The 16,089-nt window shown below is 74.5% G+C and carries 13 protein-coding genes and 1 pseudogene; 7 read left to right on the plus strand and 7 right to left on the minus strand.

All coding sequences use genetic code 11. From position 1 onward, the window contains the following. Nucleotides 1–17 precede the first annotated feature (17 nt). Nucleotides 18–1,106, minus strand: coding sequence for a zinc-binding dehydrogenase (locus GA0070622_RS20175; RefSeq protein ID WP_091575351.1), 1,089 nt, complete (start codon nt 1,104–1,106; stop codon nt 18–20). Continuing rightward, complete coding sequence (locus GA0070622_RS20180; RefSeq protein WP_091575354.1) at nt 1,099–2,112, minus strand: Gfo/Idh/MocA family protein; 1,014 nt, start codon at nt 2,110–2,112, stop codon at nt 1,099–1,101. The genes GA0070622_RS20175 and GA0070622_RS20180 overlap by 8 nt, the downstream gene beginning before the upstream one ends. A 203-nt stretch (nt 2,113–2,315) precedes the next feature. On the opposite strand from GA0070622_RS20180, the gene GA0070622_RS20185 reads away from it, so the two are divergent. The 5 genes and pseudogenes from GA0070622_RS20185 (at nt 2,316) to ctaD (ending at nt 8,043) form a co-directional block, all read left to right on the plus strand. Then, a complete protein-coding gene (locus GA0070622_RS20185; RefSeq protein ID WP_176558873.1) occupies nt 2,316–3,341 on the plus strand; it encodes a glucosyl-3-phosphoglycerate synthase in 1,026 nt (341 codons plus the stop codon). Between the two features lie 85 nt (nt 3,342–3,426). After that, the gene (locus tag GA0070622_RS20190) at nt 3,427–4,581 is read left to right on the plus strand and encodes a glycosyltransferase (protein ID WP_091575357.1); all 1,155 of its coding nucleotides are present in this window, start codon (nt 3,427–3,429) and stop codon (nt 4,579–4,581) included. Nucleotides 4,582–4,676: 95 nt separating this feature from the next. Next, nucleotides 4,677–5,129, plus strand: coding sequence for a DUF4383 domain-containing protein (locus GA0070622_RS20195; RefSeq protein WP_091577706.1), 453 nt, complete (start codon nt 4,677–4,679; stop codon nt 5,127–5,129). 174 nt (nt 5,130–5,303) lie between these two features. After that, nucleotides 5,304–5,492 (plus strand): annotated as a pseudogene (locus GA0070622_RS33565) (ATP-binding protein); the annotation flags it as partial. 547 nt (nt 5,493–6,039) lie between these two features. Beyond that, on the plus strand, nt 6,040–8,043 hold the full coding sequence (gene ctaD, locus GA0070622_RS20205) for an aa3-type cytochrome oxidase subunit I (protein ID WP_091575360.1): 2,004 nt from the start codon (nt 6,040–6,042) through the stop codon (nt 8,041–8,043). Between the two features lie 98 nt (nt 8,044–8,141). On the opposite strand, the gene GA0070622_RS20210 is transcribed toward ctaD, so the two are convergent. Both GA0070622_RS20210 and GA0070622_RS20215 read right to left on the minus strand, forming a co-directional pair. Continuing rightward, nucleotides 8,142–9,278, minus strand: coding sequence for a SigB/SigF/SigG family RNA polymerase sigma factor (locus GA0070622_RS20210; RefSeq protein ID WP_091575363.1), 1,137 nt, complete (start codon nt 9,276–9,278; stop codon nt 8,142–8,144). 255 nt (nt 9,279–9,533) lie between these two features. After that, a complete protein-coding gene (locus GA0070622_RS20215) occupies nt 9,534–10,949 on the minus strand; it encodes a hypothetical protein (RefSeq protein ID WP_091575365.1) in 1,416 nt (471 codons plus the stop codon). 188 nt (nt 10,950–11,137) lie between these two features. On the opposite strand from GA0070622_RS20215, the gene GA0070622_RS20220 reads away from it, so the two are divergent. After that, entirely contained in the window at nt 11,138–11,344 is a 207-nt protein-coding gene (locus GA0070622_RS20220; protein WP_091575368.1) for a CDGSH iron-sulfur domain-containing protein, read from the plus strand. Nucleotides 11,345–11,400: 56 nt separating this feature from the next. On the opposite strand, the gene GA0070622_RS20225 is transcribed toward GA0070622_RS20220, so the two are convergent. From GA0070622_RS20225 to GA0070622_RS20235, 3 genes are read right to left on the minus strand one after another with little or no spacing between them, the layout of a single operon-like run. Next, nucleotides 11,401–12,450, minus strand: coding sequence for an iron-containing redox enzyme family protein (locus tag GA0070622_RS20225; protein ID WP_091575370.1), 1,050 nt, complete (start codon nt 12,448–12,450; stop codon nt 11,401–11,403). Between the two features lie 49 nt (nt 12,451–12,499). Then, nucleotides 12,500–14,257 carry a thiamine pyrophosphate-binding protein gene (locus tag GA0070622_RS20230; protein ID WP_091575373.1) on the minus strand — a complete coding sequence of 586 codons (1,758 nt, stop codon included), beginning with the start codon at nt 14,255–14,257 and terminating at the stop codon, nt 12,500–12,502. After that, nucleotides 14,250–15,374, minus strand: coding sequence for a baeRF2 domain-containing protein (locus GA0070622_RS20235; protein WP_091575375.1), 1,125 nt, complete (start codon nt 15,372–15,374; stop codon nt 14,250–14,252). Before GA0070622_RS20235 ends, GA0070622_RS20230 begins: the two co-directional genes overlap by 8 nt. A 141-nt stretch (nt 15,375–15,515) precedes the next feature. Here GA0070622_RS20235 and GA0070622_RS20240 point away from each other — a divergent pair, with 141 nt between their 5' ends. Then, nucleotides 15,516–16,064, plus strand: coding sequence for a hypothetical protein (locus GA0070622_RS20240; protein WP_176710558.1), 549 nt, complete (start codon nt 15,516–15,518; stop codon nt 16,062–16,064). Nucleotides 16,065–16,089 lie beyond the last annotated feature (25 nt).

Here is a 16,089-nt window from a genome sequence, read left to right on the forward strand (position 1 = left end):
CGCGGGCGCACCCGGGGTCAGCCGGTCAGGACCACCTGCAGTTCCGAGCGGCGGCGCTCGGCCAGGTCGGTCAGCAGGGTCGGCGCCTCGTCCAGCGGCGCCACCGCGGAGACCACGTGCTTGCGGATCTCCTCGCCGTACTGGCGCAGCAGCTCCACCGTCTCGGCGGAGAGCCGTTCCCGGTCCCAGGTCGGGGCGAGGCCACGGGGCACCCGGCCGATCTGCGCGCAGCGCAGCGACAGCCCGTTGTGGTGGAACTCCTCGCCGAGCCGGACCGCGGTCGCGCCGCCCTGGTAGAAGGCCAGGTCGATCACGGTGCCCTGGGGCCGCAGCAGCCGCAGCGCCAGCTGCAACGCCCAGTCCTGGCCCCGGCACTGGAACACCACGTCCGCGCCCCGGTCGCCGGCGGCGTGGTTCCACCGGGTCTTGAGCACCACCGCCGGGTCGTCGGCCTCCGGGTCGAGCGTCTCCAGGCCGAGCGCCTCGGCCACCTGACGGCGGGCCGGCGTCGGGTCCACCACGACCACCGAGGCGGCGCCGTGGCGGCGGGCGAACAGCGCGGTGAGCAGGGCGACCACGCCGCTACCGACCACCGCGACCCGGCGGCCGCGTACCCCGTCGCCGAGCGTGCGCACGTCCGTGCCGCACAGGTCGGCGGCGGCGTGCAGCAGCCCGTTGGCGCAGATCGGGCCCATGTGCGCGACGTAGACGCCGAGCAGCGGGTCGAGGTCGTCGGGCAACGGCACGAACCGCTCGGCCACCGGGTCGGCGACCCAGCCGCTGCGGTGGCCGTACGTCATGGCCCCGACCGTGCCCAGCGCGACCGCCGGCGTGCGGCTCTCCACCACCCGGCCGACCTGCATGTAACCGAGCCGGGTCACCGGGTACGGGGTGCTCGCCTCCCCCGGCCGGAACAGCCCGAGCGCGGCGTCCCAGGTGACGTGCAGATAGGGGTTGGTGCCCTTGACGTAGCTCAGCTCGGTGCCGGCGGAGACGCCGCTGAAGAGCGTCTCCACCCGGAAGGCGCCCTCGCGAAGCTCGGCCGCCTCCTGCTCGACCAGCTCGACCCGGCCCGGGCCGCTGACCACCACCACCCGGTCACGCATCGACACCCACCCCCGCGTCCGCGACCGCGGCCGTGAGCCGGGCCGCCGGGCCGGTGGGCAGCGCCACCGGACGGCCGGTCCGCGCCGACTCGGCGACCGCCAGCGCGAGCCGCTGGGTGCGCAGGGCCTCGGCGTACGGGACCCGGACGTCGTCGCCGACGCCCCGGACGGCGTCGACGAAGGCCCGGTCGACGGCGACCCGGGCGCCGTCCGGGTCGGCGGGCAGGTGCCGCTCGCCGTCCGCGTCGCGGATCGTCAGGCCGTCCTCGGCCAGCGACAGGGCCAGGCCGTCGGCGAGGATCTCCAGCCCGGCCCGGTGCTTCCAGGTGAGCACGCAGGCCGCGGCGAGCGTGCCGACCGCCCCGGAGGCGAAGCGCAGCGTGGCCGCGGTGACCGAGTCGATGTCGGCGCCGTCGACCGGCGGCGGCGTCCCGTCGCCGTACGCGGTGACCTCGGTGGCCTCACCGACCAGCAGCCGGACCAGGTCCAGCACGTGGGCGGCCTGCTCGACCACCGGGCCACCGGAGCGGTCCCGCCGGGCCCACCAGGCGACCGGCGGCACCTTGTCCAGCCAGGCGCCGTTGACCATGCGCACCGGACGGTCCGCGAGCAGCCGCCGCGCCTCCTCGACCACGTGCAGGTAGCGCCAGTGGTGCCCGACGCCGGTCAGCAGGCCGCGCCGCTGCACCAGGTCGGCGATCCGCTCGGCCGTCTCCAGGTCGACCGCGACCGGCTTCTCCACGAACATCGGTACGCCGGCGGCGACGACCGCCTCCTCCGCCGGGCCGTGGGCGAACGGCGGCACGCAGACGTACACCGCGTCCGGGCCGGCGGCGAGCAGCTCCTCCACGTCCCGGAAGGTCCGCCCGCCGTGCGCGTCGGCGAGCGCCCGCGCCGCGTCCGGCGCGACGTCGGTCACACCGAGCAGTTCCACGTCCTCGAACCCCGTGAGCACGCGGGCGTGGCGTTGCGCCACCCCGCCGGCTCCGACCAGTCCCACCCGCATCCGACCGCCCCTCCCACCACGACTGAACAAACCGTCGACAGCACTCCCCTGGCCGGCGTCCCGCCAAACGCGAGGTGGTGCGCAACGCAACGTTCATCCGCCGGGAACCACCCGGTACGCACCTGGTGATCGAGTTGTTAGGCAAGATCCGGTTAGCGCGGATGCGGTACTGGGAAAAACAGGAGTTCGCGATTCCGCCACTGATGGGGGTGCCCGTGCGGGATTCAGATGTGACCGTCTCACCGGTGGTGGAGGCGTGGGCCACGTACCGGACCAGTACGGCCGGCGACTGGCCGGCCCGTCGGCTGGTCCGGGCCAAGGGGAACAGCCGGGTCAGCGTGGTGCTGCCGGCACGTAACGAGGAGGCCACGGTCGGCGCGATCGTGTCGACGATCCGGGAACACCTGATCGACCGGGTGCCACTGGTCGACGAGCTGATCGTGGTGGACTCCCGGTCCACCGACCGCACCGCCCAGGTGGCCCGCGCGGCCGGCGCCGAGGTGGTGAGCCAGGACGCGATGACGCGTGGCCTGCCGCGCCTGACCGGCAAGGGCGACGCGCTCTGGGCCGGCCTGGCAGCGGCCGAGGGGGACATCGTCGCGTTCGTCGACGCCGACCTGCGCGAGTTCCGGCCGCACTTCGTCACCGGGCTGCTCGGTCCGCTGCTCACCGATCCGAGCGTGGACTTCGTGAAGGGCTTCTACCACCGGCCCCTGGTCGGTGCGACGAGCGTCGAGCCCGACGGCGGCGGCCGGGTGACGGAGCTGATGGCCCGGCCGCTGCTCAACCTGTTCTGGCCGGAGCTGGCCGGCTTCGTGCAGCCCCTCGCCGGTGAGTACGCCGGCCGCCGCGACGTCCTGGAGCGGGTGCCGTTCGTCACCGGGTACGGCGTCGAGACGGCCATGCTGATCGACCTGCTGGAGCTGGTCGGGTTGGACGCGCTGGCCCAGGTCGACCTGGGTGAGCGCAAGCACCGGCACCAGGACACCGCCGCGCTGGGCCGGATGTCGGCGCAGATCATGCTGACCGCCTGGTCGCGGCTGCAACGGCGCGGCTGGGCGGCGCCCGGGGTGGCACCGACCGCGCTGCTGACCCAGTTCCGGCGGGGCGGCTCGGAGGCACTGCCCAACCTGGACCGGGAGATCGTCGTCAACGACGTCTCGGTCGAGGAACGGCCGCCGCTGGCGCAGCTGCGGCACCGCATCCCGCACCGCCGGGTCGCCGCGTGAGTGCGAGGAGTGAGCTTGCGAGCCCCGCAGTCACGAACAACAGCAGGTGCCGCGTGACACCGGAAACACTGAGAGAGGACAGCGCATGACGCTCACCGTGCTGATGAACGCCGGGCCGTGGCTGTCCGTGCCGCCGCCCGGCTACGGCGGGATCGAGAACGTCGTCGCCACGCTGGTGCCGGAGCTGCGCCGGCTCGGCGTACGGGTGGTGCTGGCCTCGGTGGAGAGCAGCACGTTGCCGGTGGACGAGAAGATCGCGGTCTTCCCGGACGGGCAGTTCTCCGCGTTGCAGCGGCCGTACAACCAGGTCTGCGGCGTGTCGCAGGCGCACCTGGCCGGCGTGGTGCGGGCGTTGCACCGCCGGGACGACATCGACCTGGTGCACGACCACGTGGAGGCGGTCGGGCTGGCCACGATGGCCGCGATGGGCCCGGACGCCCCGCCCGCGCTGCACACGCTGCACTGGGACCTGGCCAAGCACCCGGAGCTGTACGGCACCCTCGACGGCGGCGACCGGGTCCGGGTGAACGGGGTGTCCGCGTCGCAGCTGGCCCGGGCGCCGCGGGCGTTGCGGGAGCACTCGGTCGGCCACGTGCACCTGTCCACGCCGCTCGCCGTGGACGCGGACCGCCGGCCGACCACGCCGAAGGGCGACCACCTGGTGATCCTCGGCCGGATCAATCCGGGCAAGGGCCAGGACCTGGGCGCCCGGCTGGCCCACGAGGTGGGTTTCCCGCTGGTGCTGGCCGGCCCGGTCGGCCCCTACCACCGGCCGGAGGACCTGGCCGCGGCCGGGGACGAGGCCCGGCAGAACCCGGACGTGCGGTTCTTCCACGAGCACGTCGCCCCCTACGTCGACGGTGACCGGGTGCGTTGGGTGGGCACGGTGGCCGGGCGGGAGCGCGACGACCTGGTCGCCTCGGCGCGGGCGTCGTTGTTCCCGCTGCGGTGGGAGGAGCCGGGCGGGACGGCCGTGGTCGAGTCGCTGTCGCTGGGCACGCCGGTGGTGGCCACCGCCCGGGGCTGCCTGCCGGAGTTGATCGAGCACGGCCGCACCGGCCTGCTCACCGCGGACGAGCGGGAGTTGGGCGACCTGGTGCTGGCGGCCGGGCTGTTGGAGCCGGACGAGTGCCGGCGGGAGGCCGCGACCCGGTTCACCCCGGCCCGGATGGCCGAGCGGTACGTGGAGCTGTACGACCGGGTCCGCCACGGCGCCACGGTGCCGTTGCAGCCCGTCTGAGCGGGGCCCCGGCCCACCGTTGCGGCGTTTGCCGTGGGTGGGCCGGGGAAACCGTCGGTCCCGCGGTGGCGAGGAGGGCCGGCGTGACGAACTCGATGGCGCACTCCCGGGCCCGGCGCAACCCGGCCGACGGGCGGGCGCCGGTGCGCCGGGTCGCCTCGGCGTTCGCCGTGTTCCTGCTGCTGCTCGGCGCGTTGGGTTTCGTGCCGGGGGTGACCAGCGCCTACGCCGACCTGCGGTTCGCCGGGCCGGGATCGGGCGCGCGGCTGCTCGGGCTGCTTCAGGTCTCGGCGCTGCACAACCTCGTGAACCTGGTCCTCGGGGTGGCCGGTCTGGCGTTGGCCCGCACGGTCGCCGGCGCGCGGGCGTTCCTGCTCGGCGGCGGCGCGATCTTCCTGGTGCTCTGGCTCTACGACCTGGCGGTCGACCGGCGCAGCGCGGCGAACCTCCTGGCGGTCGACCGGGCCGGCACCTGGTTGCACCTGCTGCTGGGGGTGGCCATGCCGGCCCTGGGCCTGCTGGCCGGCCGGCGCGCGCACCGTCGCTGACCTGCTCCTCCCGGCCCCGGTGCCCGGTTTCACCGGCCCATGCCCCGGGTACGTCCGTAGTCCTCCCCGACGGACAGAAACGAGGGCCCGATGTCGACCCGGATCAGGTGCGAGGTCCGCGACGAGTCCCCGGTCACCGTGGTGCGGCTGGCCGGGGCGCTCGACCTGGGCACGATGCGCGCGGTGCACGAGGTGCTGGACCGGTGCCTCGCCGAGCAGCCGGACGCGCTCGTGGTCGACCTGGAGGAGATCGACGTCACCGAGCCGCTGGCGCTGTCCGTGTTCGCCGCGGCGGCCCGGCGGGCCGCCGACTGGCCGGCGGTGCCGATGGTCCTCTCCGCTCCCCCGCCGACGACGGCGGCGTGGCTGGCCGAGACCACCGCCTGCCGGGTGGTGCCGGTGCGCCGCGACTGCGCCGAGGCCACGGCGCTGGCCGGCACGGCGGCGTCGCCCCGGCTGCGGGCCCGGCTGGAACCGGTCGCCGGGGCCTGCCGGCGGGCCCGGGAGCTGGTGACCGAGGCGTGCGGCCGGTGGAACGTGCCGGAGCTGGCCGGTCCGGCGTCGCTGGTGCTCAGCGAGCTGGTCGGCAACGTGGTCCGGCACGCCGGCACCCCGATGCAGGTCACGTTGACGCTGCGGCGGCCGTACCTGCGGGTGGCGGTGCTCGACGGCAGCCCGGCCGACGCGCGGGCCGCGACCTCCCGTGACCCGCGGGCGGAGGGGGGCCGGGGGGCTGATGCTGGTCCGCGAGCTGACCCAGCGCTGGGGCAGCACGCCGGTCGGCGCCGGCAAGGTCGTCTGGGCCATGCTCCCGGCGAACTGACCGAATTCTCCGCTCTCGCCTGGTTACATGGTCAGAGGGCCGGGTACGCGCGCCCGTCCTGTCTGTCGTCACACGGGGTGAGATGCCATGCCCAAGCGGGTAGTCACGGAGCCGGCACGAGACCGGGGGCCCGCGATTCTCGCGCCGGCCCGGTTCGGGGGATATCCCGGCCCCGTCCGGGAGGCGGTGAAGGGCAACGCGCTGTGGCGGTTGCTGCGGACCACCGACGCGAAGGTGATCGGGCTGCTCTACCTGAGCACGTCGTTCATCTTCTTCCTGATCGGGGGCGTGCTGGCCCTGGTGATCCGGGCCGAACTGGCCCGGCCGGGGATGCAGTTCCTCTCCCCGGAGCAGTACAACCAGATGTTCACCATGCACGGCACGATCATGCTGCTGCTGTTCGCCACCCCGCTGGTCTTCGCGTTCGGCAACTACATCGTGCCGCTGCAGATCGGCGCCCCCGACGTGGCGTTTCCCCGCCTGAACGCGTTCGCGTACTGGCTGTACCTGTTCGGCGGCACGATGGTGATGGCGGGGTTCGTCACCCCGCAGGGTGCGGCGGACTTCGGTTGGACCGCGTACACGCCGCTGAGCACCGCGCAGCACAGCCCGGGCGTCGGGGCGAACATGTGGGTGGTCGGCCTGGCCATCTCCGGTCTGGGCACGATCCTCGGCGCGGTCAACCTGATCACCACGATCCTCACCCTGCGCGCCCCTGGCATGACCATGTTCCGGATGCCGATCTTCACCTGGAACATGCTGCTCACCAGCGTGCTGGTGATCTTCGTGTTCCCCCTCCTGGCGGCCGCGCTGTTCGCGCTCGCCTCGGACCGGATCCTGCACTCGCACGTCTACGATCCGACCACCGGCGGCCCGATGCTGTGGCAGCACCTGTTCTGGTTCTTCGGGCATCCCGAGGTCTACATCGTGGCGCTGCCGTTCTTCGGCATCATCACCGAGATCATTCCGGTCTTCTCCCGCAAGCCGATCTTCGGCTACACCGGCCTGGTCCTGGCCACCGTCGCCATCACGGTGCTGTCGATGAGCGTGTGGGCGCACCACATGTTCGCCACCGGCCAGGTGCTGCTGCCGTTCTTCAGCATCCTCAGCTACCTGATCGCGGTGCCCACCGGCGTGAAGTTCTTCAACTGGATCGGCACCATGTGGAAGGGGCAGATCACGTTCGAGACGCCGATGCTGTTCGCGGTCGGCTTCCTGGTCACGTTCCTGCTCGGCGGCCTCACCGGCGTGCTGTTGGCCAGCCCGCCGGTGGACTTCCACGTCACCGACTCGTACTTCGTGGTGGCGCACTTCCACTACGTGCTCTTCGGCACCATCGTGTTCGCCGCGTTCGGCGGGGTCTACTTCTGGTTCCCGAAGATGACCGGCCGACTGCTCGACGAACGACTCGGCAAGATCCACTTCTGGACGATGTTCGTCGGCTTCCACGCCACCTTCCTGGTGCAGCACTGGCTGGGCAACGAGGGCATGCCACGCCGCTACGCCGACTACCTGCCCGGCGACGGCTTCACCGTGCTGAACGAGATCTCCACGGTGGGCTCGTTCGTCCTCGGCGCGTCGACGCTGTTCTTCATCTACAACGTGTGGAAGTCGTGGCGCTACGGCGCCATGGTCACGGTGGACGACCCGTGGGGCTTCGGCAACTCGCTGGAGTGGGCCACCACCTGCCCGCCGCCGCTGCGCAACTTCGACCGGATGCCCCGGATCCGCTCCGAGCGGCCGGCCTTCGACGCCAAGTACGGCCCGCTCGTCTCCGACCTCGGCCGCGACCTGCCCCAGCGGACCACCAAGCCGCCGCAGCACTTCACCGAGGAGCTGCACCACGTCGCGAAGGTGCCCGAGTCGCCGGCCGCCGAGGGCGCGCACGGCGCCCGCGAGGCGGTGGAGTACCAACCCGCGCCGCAGTCCGGCGCCCGGCCGGTCGACGTGCCGGAGCCGGAAGAGGTCCGCCGGCCCAGCTTCGAGGAGACCGACGAGCCGGAGGAGACGATCCTCGGCGCCCAGCGCGAGGAGCAGCCGAACGACCGCTGGCGGCACCCGCGCGGACACGGCGACACCCCGGAGAACTGACCGGGAACGGGGACCGGCGCCGTCGGGCTCCGGCCCCCGTTCCCGGGTACGCGCAGACGCCGGCTCCCCCGTTCGGGAGCCGGCGTCGCGTATGCGCGTCAGTCGGCGGCGGGCAGGCCGGCGGCGGCCAGCGAACGGCGTACCGCGGGCTGCACCCGGGTCAGCCGCAGCGGCACCCCGGTCCGCACGGCGGCGTCCCGACCCGCCATCAGGGCGGCGATCCCGCCGGCGTCGAAGCCGCCCGCGCCGACCAGGTCGACGATGACCTCGCGGGGCTGCCCGGTGACCGCCTCCAGCATCGCCCGACGCAGCTGGTCCGCGCCGGCCCGGTCCACCTCGCCACCGACCTCGACGACCACCCGGTCGCCGTTCTGCCGCACCGAGATCCGGGCCTTGGCCGGTTCGGTCTCGGCCGCCCCGTTCTGCCACGGCGGCGGGGCGTCGGCGAGCATCGCCTGGCGCAGCCAGGTCAGCGCCCGGGACAGCAGCCGGGAGACGTGCATCTGCGAGATGCCGAAGCGGGCGGCGATCTCCGCCTGGGTCTGGTTGCCGTAGAACCGCATGGCCAGGATCCGCCGCTCCCGCCAGGGCAACCGGTGCAGCAGGCCGCTGACCGTGACCCGGTCGTCGACCGACTCCAGCGCGTTGTCGGACTCGCCGACCAGGTCGCCGAACTCGGCCGAGCTCTCCCCCCCGACCGGCGCGTTGAGCGAGGCCGGGCTGTAGCCGGCGGCCGACTCCAGCGCGGCGAGGATCTCCTCCTCCGGCGTCTCCAGCCGTTCCGCCAGCTCGGCCACGGACGGGGCCCGGGACAGCTCGCTGGTCAACGTGGCCGTCGCCTGCCCCACCTCCAGGATCAGGTCGCGCAGCCGGCGCGGCACGTGCACGCCCCAGGTGCGGTCCCGGAAGTGGCGTTTGATCTCGCCGACGATGGTGATGGCCGCGTACGCGGTGAACGAACCCCGCTCCGGGTCGTACCGGTCGACGGCGTTGACCAGACCGAGCCGGGCCACCTGCTCCAGGTCCTCCAGCGGTTCCCCGCGTCCCCGGTAGCGGCGGGCCAGCCGGCCGGCGAACGGCAACGCGAAGCGGACCAGGTCGTCCCGCGCCTCCTGCCGCCGCTCGGGTGGCAGCCCCTCGATCCGGGCCGCGTACGCGAGCGCCGCCGCGTCGAGGTCCTCCAGACCCCGCTCGTTGGTCGGTGGGGTGGGTGTCGTGGTGGTCTGACCGAACATCCGCGCCTCCCTCGCCGAAGATCCCCCCGCCCGGTCGGAACCGGTCGTGCGCGTGGTCGGACCACGCACCGGGTGAGGAAGTTGGTTACGTGACGGACACGTCGAAAGCGGTGGCTGCCCGCCGCACGGCGTCGTGGGCCGTTCCGCGGCGAGCGGACTTCCCGCTCCGTAGGTACTCAATCACGGACCGCAGGATCGCGAGGATGTTTCGCCAGGTTGGCCGGCCGGCCGGGGCCGCCGGCGCGGGCGCCGCGCTCAGCAGACCAGCAGACCCTGGTGCGCGCCGGAGTCCCGGAGCGCGGCGAGGGCCTCGGCCATCCGCAGCGGCGGCGGCGCGGGCAGGTCGCGGGGCTGGTTGCGCAACACCTCCGTGGCACGTCGGGTGGGAACCGAGGTGACCGGGTAGCCGCGGGCCGCGCCCCGGTCGAGGGCCCGCCGGCGCCGCCCGAAGCCGGCCACCGCGAGCCACTGGGGCAGCCCGGCGAGCGCGGGCGAGCGGAGCCCGGGCGGTTCCGGCAGCACGTCCACCGACGTGAACGGCTCGCTGCCGGCCAGCCACCACTCCGCGCCCTCGACCCGCCGGCGGGTGGCGTTCTCGCACCAGTAGGGCACCAGACCGGCCCGCAGCACCTGCCCCGGGTCGAGCAGCCGGCCGCACTCCACGACCAGCCGGTCGCCGGTCTTGCCGGCCCGGCGCAGCCACCGGCGGTACAGGTCGGCGGTCGCCGCGCTGAGCACGTCCGGCTGCGGCACCACCACCCGGTGCAGCGGGTGCCCGTGCCGATCGCCCCACTCCCGGGCGGCGTGCTCGAAACCGGACTCCACGCCGTGTGCGGCGAACGCGGCCGGCAGCGTGACCTCCGGCGCCGCCCAGCGCGTCTCCTCGCCGCCGGCCGCGCGCAGCACCTGGCGCAGCCCGTGCGCGTCCGGGTGGAAGTCGACCGGGTCCAGGCCACTGCTCGGGCAGCCGGCCTGGAAGCTGTGCCCGTCGCCCGTGTCCCGCACCGGCCACGTGCGCGCGTCGTGCAGCAGCAGCACCGGCGCCGCCGGTTCCAGCCGGTCGGCCAGGAACCCCGCGTACGCCGTGGGCAGCGTGCGCCAGCGGGCGGTGAGGGTCACGGTGGCGCCGGCCGCCGCGCCCCGGCTGGCCGGGCAGTGCACCTGCCGCACGTGCAGCCGCGGGTTGCCGGCGAGCAGTCGCCCGGCCAGCGCGGCGCCGTGGTCGTACGCCCGGTCCGGGCGGTCCACCGCGCCCCGGCTCCAGGTCGCCGCGAGTTCGAACCCGGCCGGCAGCCAGGGCACGCCGAGCGCCACCGCGAGGTGCGCGGCCGCGCCGTGCGGTGAGCCGAGCACCGCTCCGGGCCAGCGCCGGTCCGGGTACTGGTCGACGAACCAGCCGGCCACCCGTTCGGCGTCGACCCGGGCCACCTGGGCGGCGCTCAACGCGGCCCGCCCGGCCGCGCGGCCGGCGGCGGCGCGGCGCACCGGCTCGGGCGTGCCGGGGAGCCGGGACAGCGCCGCGGGATGGCCGAGGTCGCCGCAGTCGTCGCCGCGCAGCGCCCGGGCGGTGGCGGCCACCAGGAGCCGGGCGGCGCTGCCCGCCGCCACCACCCGGTCTCCGGGCAGCCCGGCGCCGGTCGCCGGTCCCGACTGTGCTCGTTCGCTCACCACGCGGGCCGGCTTCCCGTCCCTCTGTGGTCTAAACGGGGCATCTCCCCACGGCGCGGACCAACGCCCGCTCGGGCGACCGCACCGCCCGGGACACCCAGGTACGCCGTCGCGCCGCTCCCCCGCCGCCACGGACGCAACGGCACGTGGGAGCGGGTTTGGGCCGGACCGGGACGGGCACTGCACCGCGCATGCCCGACGACGAGAGCACCCCGGCGGCGACCATCACCCCGTACCGGGACGGACCGCTGCTGGTGCGCGGCGACTTCGCGCTGGTGACCCCGGACGGGGAACCGATCGAGACGCGCCGGGGCACGGTCGCGCTCTGCCGGTGCGGCAAGAGCGCGATCAAACCGTTCTGCGACGGCACGCACAAGGTTGCCGGCTTCCGCAGTTAAGGAAGGGCCCCTTCTTAACGCCTCCGGTAGAGGAAGGGGCCCCTTTTAACACTTGGTCACGCGGCGGCGAGAGCCCGGTGCGGCGAGCGCAGCGACGAGCCGCCGGCGGACCAGGCGGAGAGCACGTGGTCGGCGAAGAGACGGTCCACCGCCAGCGCCGCGGCCGCCCCGAACAGCACGTCGGCTGCGAGGGCCGGCTCCGCGCGGACCAGCCCGCCGCACAGGTCGTACGCGGCGATCTGCTCGTGCACCGCGTCGGCCTCGACGTGCTCGTCGTAGAAGCGGGTGGCCACCGCGTCGGCGCCGAGCCGCCGCAGCCCGTTGCCGTAGCGACGGTTCGGCAGCGACGAGGTCATCTCGTACGCGGCCAGGTGTCCGAGCAGCGCCCCACGCAGCCGCCGGTGCAGGCCGAACAGCGACATCAGGTTGTTGGTCGCCAGCGTGACCGCCGGGACCCGGTCCAGGTGGACGCCGTAGCCGGTGTCCAGGTCGAGCCGGTCCATGGTGGCGCGGAACAACTCGGCGTGCATCCGGTCCAGCCGGCCGTTGCCGTACTCGTCCATCTGGATCTCCACGAGCGCGGCCTTGGCCGCGCCGCCGAGCCGGGGCAGGGCCCAGCTGTGCGGGTCGGCCTCCCGCAGGTGGTAGATCGAGCGGTGGGTGACGAACTCGCGGAACTGGTCGAGGTCGGCCCGGCGTTGCAGCGTGGCGGCGAGCGGCGGTCCGTCGTCGGCCGCCACCAGGTCGGTCAGCGCGCCCGGCAGCGCCGCCGGCAGCACCGCCGGCAGCGGCCCGGCCAGCCGGCGCAGCGCCGCCTCGAACGGCCGCTCGGCCCGCGCCCGCAGGGCCAGCAGCGAGGGCTCCCACTCCCAGTCGTCGGCGACTCCCCGCCAACCCCGGTAGTGCAGCTCGTAGCAGAGGAAGAGGGTGAGCTGGAGGTCCTCGTCGACCAGCGGCTCGGCCACCGCCCCGAACTCGACGCCCAGCCCGGCCGGCAGGTCGCCGGGCGCCGCGCGCAGCGCGTCGAGCAGGGCGGCGGAGACCGGCCCGCGTGGCCCGGGCAGCGGGGCAGGGCCGTAGCGACGGTCGGTGGGGGCGGCGGGCATCTGACCTCCTGAGGTGACTGCCTCGAGGCAGTGCCCTGACGTGAGCTGGCTAAACGAGGTCCTCCGCCGCGATGGCCTCGGTCTGGTTCACCCGCTCCCGCACCCGGCGCGCGGCGTCCCCGTCGGCCACCAGGCCGCGCAGGTCCGCCAACGCCGGCTCCGGCACGTCCAGCGCCACGGCCGGGTCGACCACCGCCTCCAGCACGCTCGGCCGGTCCGCCGCCAACACCTCGTCCCAGGCCGCGCCGACCAGTTCCGGCCGGTCCACCCGGACGCCGTGCAGCCCGAGCAGTCGGGCCCACCCGGCGTACGGCACGGCCGGACGCCGGTCGGTGAGAACGCCCGGCGGCCGTCCCCCGCCCACACCGGACTGGTCCCGGTTGTTCAGCACCAGCACCACCAGCCGCGGGTCCCGCCACTCGGTCCAGTGGTGCGCCACCGTGATCAGCTCGGCCAGGCCGTTGAGCTGCATCGCACCGTCGCCGAGCAGCGCGAGCACCGGCTCGTCCGGTCGGGCCAGCTTGGCGGCCACCGCGTAGGGCAGGGCGCAGCCCATCGAGCCGAGCGTGCCGCAGAGCCGGGCCTGCACGCCCGGGGGCAGCTCCAGGTGCCGGGCGTACCAGTAGACGACCGAGCCGACGTCGACGGCGACCGAGGCCCGCTGGGGCAGCCGGGCCGACAGCTCGCGGAGCACGAGCTGCGGGTTGACCGGCTCGGCCGGGGCGGCGGCGCGCTCCGCGGCGGCCTCCCGCCACCGGTCCACCGACCTCTCCACCACGCTCCGCCACTGCCCGTTGCGCCGCTCCGGCACCCGGGTCAGCAACGCGCGCAGCGTCTCGGCGGCGTCGCCGACCAGCGGCACGTCGACCGGGTAGCGGGTGCCGATCCGCCGGCCGTCGATGTCGATCTGGATGGTGCGGACCTGACCGACCAGCGGGAACCAGTCGGTCCACGGGTCGTTGGTGCCGACCATCAGCAGCGTGTCGCAGCCGCCCATCAGCTGCGCGGCGGCCGTGGTGCCGACCTCACCGAGCACCCCGGTGTGGAAGGGCAGCCGCTCGTCCAGCACCGGCTTGCCGAGCAACGACGTGGCCACGCCGGCGCCGAGCCGGTCGGCGAGCGCGACGATCTCCTCCTCCGCGCCGTGCGCGCCCTGACCGACCAGGAGGGCCACCCGCGCTCCGGTGCCCAGCAGCGCGGCGGCGGCGTCCAGGTCGGCCTCGTGGGGCAGCACCCGGGCCAGCGGTTCGCCGGGCGTCGCGGTGACCACACCGGCGGTCTGCGGCAGCAGGTCCGGCACGACCGTCACCTGCAGGGCCCGCGGCAGCACCACGCAGGTCGGGCTGCGGGTGGCCGCCGCGGTGCGGAACGCCTGGTCCAGCAGCGCCGGCACCTGCTCCGGACTGCGGCCGTAGCGGACGAACTGGTTGCACACGTCGCCGAAGAGCCGGCTCAGGCCGATTTCCTCGTGCGCGCCGCCGAGCGGGCCGCTGACGTCCTCGCCGATGATCGCCACCACCGGCTTGCTGTCCAGCTTGGCGTCGTAGAGGCCGTTGAGCAGGTGCACCGCGCTGGGACCCTGGGTGGCCAGGCACACCCCGATGCCGCCGGTGAACTTCGCGTGCCCGGTGGCCATGAACGCGGCGGTCTCCTCGTGCCGGGCGGGGACGAACTCCGGGTCCCCGCCCGCCTCGTCCAGCGCGGCCAGCATCGGCGCGATCGCCGCGCCGGGATAGCCGAAGGCCCGCGGCACCCGCCAGGCCCGCAGGCGTTCGACCACCAGGTCGGCGACGGTACGCTCAGCCATCGCCCCGCCCCGGGGTGCCGGCGTCGACGTAGCGCAGCACCGCGCCGACCCCGTCGGTCAGCTCCGGCGCCTCCTCCGGCGCGAGCACCGTCACGTCGGCGTCGGTGCCGATCAGCGCGCGCAGCAGCGCGGCGTCGGCGCGTACCTTCTGCGGGTCGGCCACCGACATGCCGGCCAGCTGCGCCGGGTCGGTGGCGATCTCGGTCGGCTCGGGCCCGACCCACAGCTCGCCGTCGGCGGAGGCGTCGTCGACGATCAGCATGGTGTCGACCTGGTTGCGTTGCAGCGCGGCGACCACCGCGTCGAGGCCGGCGCCGACGTCCTCCTGCACGCCGAACCGGTCGAGCGCGGCGGCGATCCGGCGGTCGGCGACCTCGGCGACCGTCTGCACCGTGATGTCGTCCATCAGCGTGTCGTCGGCGCCCGGGTCGCGGGATCCGGCGTCGGTGCGGACCAGCACGTCCTGCCACCGCTCGGGCAGCTGGGCGGCGATCATCCCGGTGGCCCGGACGTCCCCGGCGACGACGACCACGTCGGCGCCCACCCGCTCGGCCAGGTCGGCCGTGGCCGCCGCGGCGTCGCCGGCGTTCTGGTGCCAGGCCTCCATGGCGGCCCGCTGGTAGCGGGACTGCGACCAACCGCCGGGCTGCACGCGCCGCAGCTGCCGGCTCTGTCCACCGGCCACCTGGGCCCGTCGGGGCACCCCGCCGGCGCTGACCGCCATCGCGTCCGCGCCGGTGCGGTCGGCCAGCACCCGCACCCAGGCCACCTGTTCGCCCCGTTGGGCGACGAGCGGCATGGTGTGCGGCAGGGCGGACCAGGTGGCCAGGTCCCGCAGCGGCGGCGCGGAGAGGTACTCGGTGAGCACCACCCGGCCCCGGGTGGCGAAGACCGCGATGCCGTAGTCGCCCGGCATCGGGTCGTGCCGGCGGACCACCTCCTCCACCGCCTCGACGGTGACCGGATCGGCGCCCTGGGCCAACAGGTTCCCCTTGAGGGCGCGCCATCGCAGGTCGACCTGCGGACGGGCGTCGTGGGTGTCCCGGGAGGCGTCCAGATACACCGAGCACCAGGGCCCGGGACGGTCGTAGAGCGGGCGCAGGAAGGACAGCTGCATGCTCGACCCCTTTCCAGCTCGGCCGCACGCATACCCGCGCCCCGGCCGATGTCACCTTCCACCGGTGGGGCGTGACCGCCGTTCATTCACGTCGTTCAACCCGAAGGACCGATACCATCTGTGCACGGAACGGAACTCTCGGTGGTGAACATGGACACGGAGCTGCACACCCGACGCGTCGTCCGACCGACGGAACGCATCGTCACCGGACGCCTGGTGCGGCTGATGGAGGGCTACGCCCGGGAGGTCCGGGTCGGGCAGCCGGCGCTGGTGGCGGTGCTGACCGCGGCCGGGGTGGTGGGGCTGCTGCTGCGGGTGGTGCGCGCGTTGCTCAGCAACGGCGGCGGAGGCGCCCGGCGCAGCTTCAAGGAGCTGAAGAAGGGGCCGGAGTTCCTGGTCACCCCGGTCCGGGTGCGCGACGCCGCCGACCGGCTGGTCGAGGTCGAGCTGCACGGCCACCTGCCGCAGAGCGCGCTGCACCCGGGCGACCACATCCAGCTCACGCTGCGCCCGCAGCGCGACGGCGACCTGCCGCCCCGGATCGAGCGGATCGTCAACCTCACCACCGGGCAGCTGCTCACCCCGCGTACCGCGACGCTCTGGTCGCATCTCGGGCCGGCGCTGCTGCTGCAGGCGGCGCTCGGCGCGGCGCTGGTGCTCGGCGTCGCCGCCTGCTCCGCCCTCACCTGAAAGGAAGGGCCCCCTCTTAACGCCT

The organism is Micromonospora sediminicola (genome assembly GCF_900089585.1).
GTDB classification, from domain to species: domain Bacteria; phylum Actinomycetota; class Actinomycetes; order Mycobacteriales; family Micromonosporaceae; genus Micromonospora; species Micromonospora sediminicola.

Excerpts from the sequence above, each read along its gene's own strand:
- GA0070622_RS20175 (WP_091575351.1), bottom strand. The coding sequence starts at position 1,106 with ATGCGTGACCGGGTGGTGGTGGTCAGCGGCCCGGGCCGGGTCGAGCTG.
- GA0070622_RS20180 (WP_091575354.1), bottom strand. The coding sequence starts at position 2,112 with ATGCGGGTGGGACTGGTCGGAGCCGGCGGGGTGGCGCAACGCCACGCC.
- GA0070622_RS20185 (WP_176558873.1), top strand. The coding sequence starts at position 2,316 with ATGGGGGTGCCCGTGCGGGATTCAGATGTGACCGTCTCACCGGTGGTG.
- GA0070622_RS20190 (WP_091575357.1), top strand. The coding sequence starts at position 3,427 with ATGACGCTCACCGTGCTGATGAACGCCGGGCCGTGGCTGTCCGTGCCG.
- GA0070622_RS20195 (WP_091577706.1), top strand. The coding sequence starts at position 4,677 with ATGGCGCACTCCCGGGCCCGGCGCAACCCGGCCGACGGGCGGGCGCCG.
- ctaD (WP_091575360.1), top strand. The coding sequence starts at position 6,040 with ATGCCCAAGCGGGTAGTCACGGAGCCGGCACGAGACCGGGGGCCCGCG.
- GA0070622_RS20210 (WP_091575363.1), bottom strand. The coding sequence starts at position 9,278 with ATGTTCGGTCAGACCACCACGACACCCACCCCACCGACCAACGAGCGG.
- GA0070622_RS20220 (WP_091575368.1), top strand. The coding sequence starts at position 11,138 with ATGCCCGACGACGAGAGCACCCCGGCGGCGACCATCACCCCGTACCGG.
- GA0070622_RS20225 (WP_091575370.1), bottom strand. The coding sequence starts at position 12,450 with ATGCCCGCCGCCCCCACCGACCGTCGCTACGGCCCTGCCCCGCTGCCC.
- GA0070622_RS20230 (WP_091575373.1), bottom strand. The coding sequence starts at position 14,257 with ATGGCTGAGCGTACCGTCGCCGACCTGGTGGTCGAACGCCTGCGGGCC.
- GA0070622_RS20235 (WP_091575375.1), bottom strand. The coding sequence starts at position 15,374 with ATGCAGCTGTCCTTCCTGCGCCCGCTCTACGACCGTCCCGGGCCCTGG.